The organism is Nitrosomonas sp. Nm166 (genome assembly GCF_900112825.1).
Classification (GTDB): Bacteria; Pseudomonadota; Gammaproteobacteria; order Burkholderiales; family Nitrosomonadaceae; genus Nitrosomonas.
Genome location: NZ_FONE01000082.1, coordinates 1 through 4,374, shown reverse-complemented (window position 1 = coordinate 4,374; position 4,374 = coordinate 1). Strand labels below are relative to the sequence as shown.

Below are 4,374 nucleotides of genomic sequence, written 5' to 3'. Positions count from 1 at the left end.
CAATATGCTCTGATATGCAATGAGTAATTCTATTTTACTCAACACATCGAGCATATCAGGGAAACGCTTGTATTTTGATAAGGGAAACTATTAGACGATATTAGGAAAACTATTAGAAGCTGTCTTGAAAGAGATCATACACATTTAGCCATAGTTAACCTTAGCATGGCGATACGTACCATGTTCTCAGCGCTACGAGCCCGAATCTCATAATCCTTGGACAGTCGTCTGAAGTTTCCCAGCCAGGCAAAGGTTCGCTCCACAATCCAGCGAATGGGCAAAACTGCAAAGATATCCTGAATGCGCTTTAGAGATATGCATTTTCAAGTCAGGCACCTGCTCAACAAAGTCTACAGCAGTGCCTCGATAGCCTGCATTACCGGAGAAGATGCTAATGCGCGGAGATTTTTCCACTGCCGCATGCAATACAAAATGAGCTGCCTTGGTGTCATGGGTATTGGCGGCATGAACAACGACCTGGATTAGATGACCTAGCGTATCAACCACGATATGGCGCTTCCTGCCCTTGATTTTCCTGCCTCCATCGAAGCCACGACAATCACTGTACGACACGGTCTTAACGCTTTGCGAGTCTATGATCCCAAAACTGGGCATTGGCTCTTTACCGTTTTTTTCGATGAAGTTCATTGATCTCGTCCAACGCGCTCTCCCAGACATTCCGTTGGTTCCAGGGCCAATAATGGTCGTAAACAGTTTTCCACGACGGAAAGTCCGTAGGCAATGCGCCATTGGGCACCAGTTTTGTTAATGCAGAGAATTGCATTAACGATAATATGCTTGCTGTGTGTCGGCTTTTGCCCTCGAGGATCCTTGCGCTTAAAATGATGGCTACCAATGCCCGTTCCTCGTCAGATAAGTCACTTGGGTACATGGAATTCATAAAACAGAATAGTTAAGAACATCGTTAACTATGTGACAAATCATTTAATTATTTCAAGACAGTTTCTTAATCAAGCAATTGGATTTATAATTTGAACCAACAACTTAACTGCTCATATTTACTCACTAGAGGAGACTGAATGATTAAAAAAACTGTTAAACAACTCAAGCCAATAAATTTTATTTACGCAAAAATCCTTGGGATATTATTGATAGTTTCGTATGGTGTAAATGCTGATGAGTGTGTAAGCCAGCCCAGTAATAACAAAGCAACCGAAGTAGCTTGTCTCAAACTAAAATCCAATCTCACCGAATTACCTGCCGAAGCGATTCAAAAATTAAAAATTGATGCTGGATTTGGCTGGGGGATTTTTAATGGCAGTATCTATAATGGAAATGATAATTACTATATAATACAATTAGTTGTAAGCATGATTCCCATTCACAACCACCATCACTCTGATATGCATGTAGCTATGTCACATGATCCTAAAGTACATCAAATAGATCTGGAGCTGCCGCCCGTCGCAAAAGGCGCTCTCTCCATGCCGCTAGCCAGCGAAGATGTTCATATTCATGATTTCAAATGGGAAATTATTAAAGTAATGGGTTATCGAATTGATTGATCTTCTTTAATTTATTGCTTTTCTTGCCAGATTCAAGAAATCTGCTATTAGTTTTGATGAAAATGTTATCGGTGTTTTTGTTTCTTGGGTATACTCACTGCTGACGCATGGTGGAAACTGACTAAAATACCAGATAAAGCTCGCTAATATTTTATCAACTGATCTGCATAATCCTTTCAGAATCATCTACCGCATTCGCTGTATATCGTATAAGAATTTCTTCGATATAAACTAGTTCATGTATCCTATTTTTGGTTCAGAAAAATAGGATATTTTGCTAAAAAAATTAGTAGATTTGATCCATGACAATTGTTAACTCATAACTTATAGTTAAAATAAATTAACGGGATTACAAAGCATTCAATAATTAAGTTCTTTTTTAAAAAACTAAAATTTGATTCTCAGATTCTTGTTATGATTAAACGATAAAATATTTTTTTGGCCATTCACTATTGTTTTGATAAGAAATCCATTTTTACTGCTTACATGACGACAAAAAAATGATACTTCCCTATTCTTATCTTCAATATCAGGAGTCTATATTATGTACAAGTATTCTCTCCCCGCACCAATAACTTGGTGTCTGAAATATTTCATCTCAACTCTAGCTTTATTTTTATCTATTCATGCGGTTAGTAATCCTGCGTTAGCCGGACCAGAAGCGCACTTGAAAGGGGAATTCGGTCCTCTGCATGATTGGCCAATCATACCGCTCTCCATGATGCTTATGCCTGACGGACGGGTATTTGCTTATGGAACAACTCCAACGGGTGCGCAAAGTGCTAAATTGCATTATGCCATTTGGGATCCTTCAGCGGGTATCGGTGCCAGTGCGTTTGAAGTATTACCCAATATCACCAACACAGACACCTTCTGCGCAGGTCAAGCGTTAATTCCTGGAACAGGCCATGCGCTTATCGTGGGTGGAGATGCTGTGGTAAATAACAGACGCAATTATGCAAACAATGATGTCAATATCTTTGATCCGACGACAGACACGCTCATACGCCAGACGCAAAGTATGGCTTTCAAGCGCTGGTATGCCACTGCAGTAACACTGCCAAATGGCGAACATGCCGTGCTGGGAGGTCGTGACGACAAATTTCTTGCAGGGATTACCGAGGATACCTACTCCTCTACACCGGAAGTACGGACAATCGATGGTAGCTGGCGTATGCTAAGTTCAGCAACCAGCAATATCGCTTACGGAGAGCTTGGTGGAGCTTCATGGTACTATCCAAGAGCCTGGGTGAATCCACAAGGTAATCTATTTATTCTTGCCCATAATGGCGCAATGTTCAAGCTTGATACATCAAGCACCGGCACACTCACTAAGTATGCGACAAAGGCTGCATCTAGTAGGGTTAATCTGCCCAGTGTAATGTTTGCCCCCGGTCACATTCTCTCCATTCGCAAGAATCGTGTAGCGATCACCGTTAATATCAACGGTACCGGTGAACCCGTTGTATCCTCGGCCGGTCTTCTGGCAAAGGATCGTCAATATGCTAGTGCTACAGTGCTTGCCGATGGCCGGGTTTGGGTCAGTGGTGGCTCATCGACGGGTAATACGCTTGATGGCGCAGCATTAGAGTCTGAGCTTTGGGATCCCAATACGGGCAATTGGACCACAGCAGCCAGTGCGGCTGAGGCACGGCTATATCACTCAGCTGCCATTCTGCTTCCCGATGGAACCGTGCTGACAGGTGGAGGAGGTGCGCCAGGCCCACTAAAACAACTGAACGGTGAAATTTACTATCCACCTTATTTATTCAAAACTGATGGAAGCGGCGAACTCGCATCTCGTCCAGAAATTATTGATGCCCCTACAACAATGATCGGCTGGGATCAGAGTTTTTCAATCGAGGCAACCGATAATATTGCCAAAGTCACGCTTGTACGTGTAGGTGCAGCTACACATGCATTTGATCATGAGGCACGTTTTTTTGAGTTATCTATTCCACAAACAGGCAACATTGTAACTGTACGCTCTCCAGCAACAGCCAATATAGCACCTCCAGGTTTCTACTTACTTTTTGTTTGGAATGCGGAAGGAGTACCTTCCGTAGCTAGGATCATACAAATTAGCTAAGAAGCTGTTTCTTATGCTGAGAATGATTGTTGATGGACAGCAGGCAAGGATTGCACAAAAACGACCCCATGTGTTCAGCACGGGCCCAGTAATAAAGAAAGCTCTGAATAAGCCGTCGAACGGGATGAGTTGCAAGGTAGACGGAGCACAGGAAATGAGAAAACGAAGTTCGACGTGCCACGTATCAGATAGATAGATAGACGAATTTTCCGAGCACTGCCTAACGCAGCAACTCACTTGCACAGACACTTATTCAGAGCTTCCTAAAGTAGTACACTAGCGTATATGCTCAACACTCTGCTATGTAGTGAAGAAATTAGAAGCGGCGCCTTCAGGGGTATGAGAATAGAGAAATAAGTAACACTTACTGAGCCATTGATTATCTGGATGACCTTGCGCTTAGCCAGATAAGTTTTTCTATGTCGCTTACCTTTGCTCAATATGCGCCATCATTATAAGTTTGGCGACATACTGAATTGAATTTCAAAGCCTCTTTTCTATATTAAAATAGATATCAGCATAGCTTTGAAGATACCGTAGGTACAACTTACATATATTTAGTGAAAGCTTCTTCGACTCGCTCATTTTGCTGGTTTTCGATGATCAAGGTAGAGAGTTATTGCGAAAGATGAGTTCAGTGGAGCTTATGGAATTGATCACATTGAGAGAACTTTGCACGGTCAGAGCCAGTTTCAGATGCGATTAATGATATAATAGTGTTTTTAATCATACAATTGAGTTAATTGATATGAGCTTTTC

Annotated in this window: 5 protein-coding genes; 2 read left to right on the top strand and 3 right to left on the bottom strand. The window is 41.9% G+C overall.

Annotated features, from left to right (window positions below; translation table 11 throughout):
- Positions 1–134 precede the first annotated feature (134 nt).
- Genes BM021_RS16680 through BM021_RS15820 form a run of 3 tightly spaced genes read right to left on the bottom strand, consistent with a single transcriptional unit; the run spans position 135 to position 892 of the window.
- On the bottom strand, positions 135–263 hold the full coding sequence (locus tag BM021_RS16680; RefSeq protein WP_218147884.1) for a hypothetical protein: 129 nt from the start codon (positions 261–263) through the stop codon (positions 135–137).
- Complete coding sequence (locus BM021_RS15825; protein WP_218147883.1) at positions 208–648, bottom strand: transposase; 441 nt, start codon at positions 646–648, stop codon at positions 208–210. Before BM021_RS15825 ends, BM021_RS16680 begins: the two co-directional genes overlap by 56 nt.
- Complete coding sequence (locus BM021_RS15820) at positions 623–892, bottom strand: hypothetical protein (protein WP_218147882.1); 270 nt, start codon at positions 890–892, stop codon at positions 623–625. The genes BM021_RS15825 and BM021_RS15820 overlap by 26 nt, the downstream gene beginning before the upstream one ends.
- 148 nt (positions 893–1,040) lie before the next feature.
- Between BM021_RS15820 and BM021_RS14475 the strand changes: the two genes are divergently transcribed.
- Both BM021_RS14475 and BM021_RS14470 read left to right on the top strand, forming a co-directional pair.
- Complete coding sequence (locus tag BM021_RS14475; RefSeq protein ID WP_177186395.1) at positions 1,041–1,526, top strand: hypothetical protein; 486 nt, start codon at positions 1,041–1,043, stop codon at positions 1,524–1,526.
- A gap of 544 nt (positions 1,527–2,070) precedes the next feature.
- Positions 2,071–3,615 (top strand): galactose oxidase early set domain-containing protein, encoded by a 1,545-nt coding sequence (locus BM021_RS14470; RefSeq protein WP_090721695.1) that lies wholly within the window; start codon positions 2,071–2,073, stop codon positions 3,613–3,615.
- Positions 3,616–4,374: the final 759 nt, after the last annotated feature.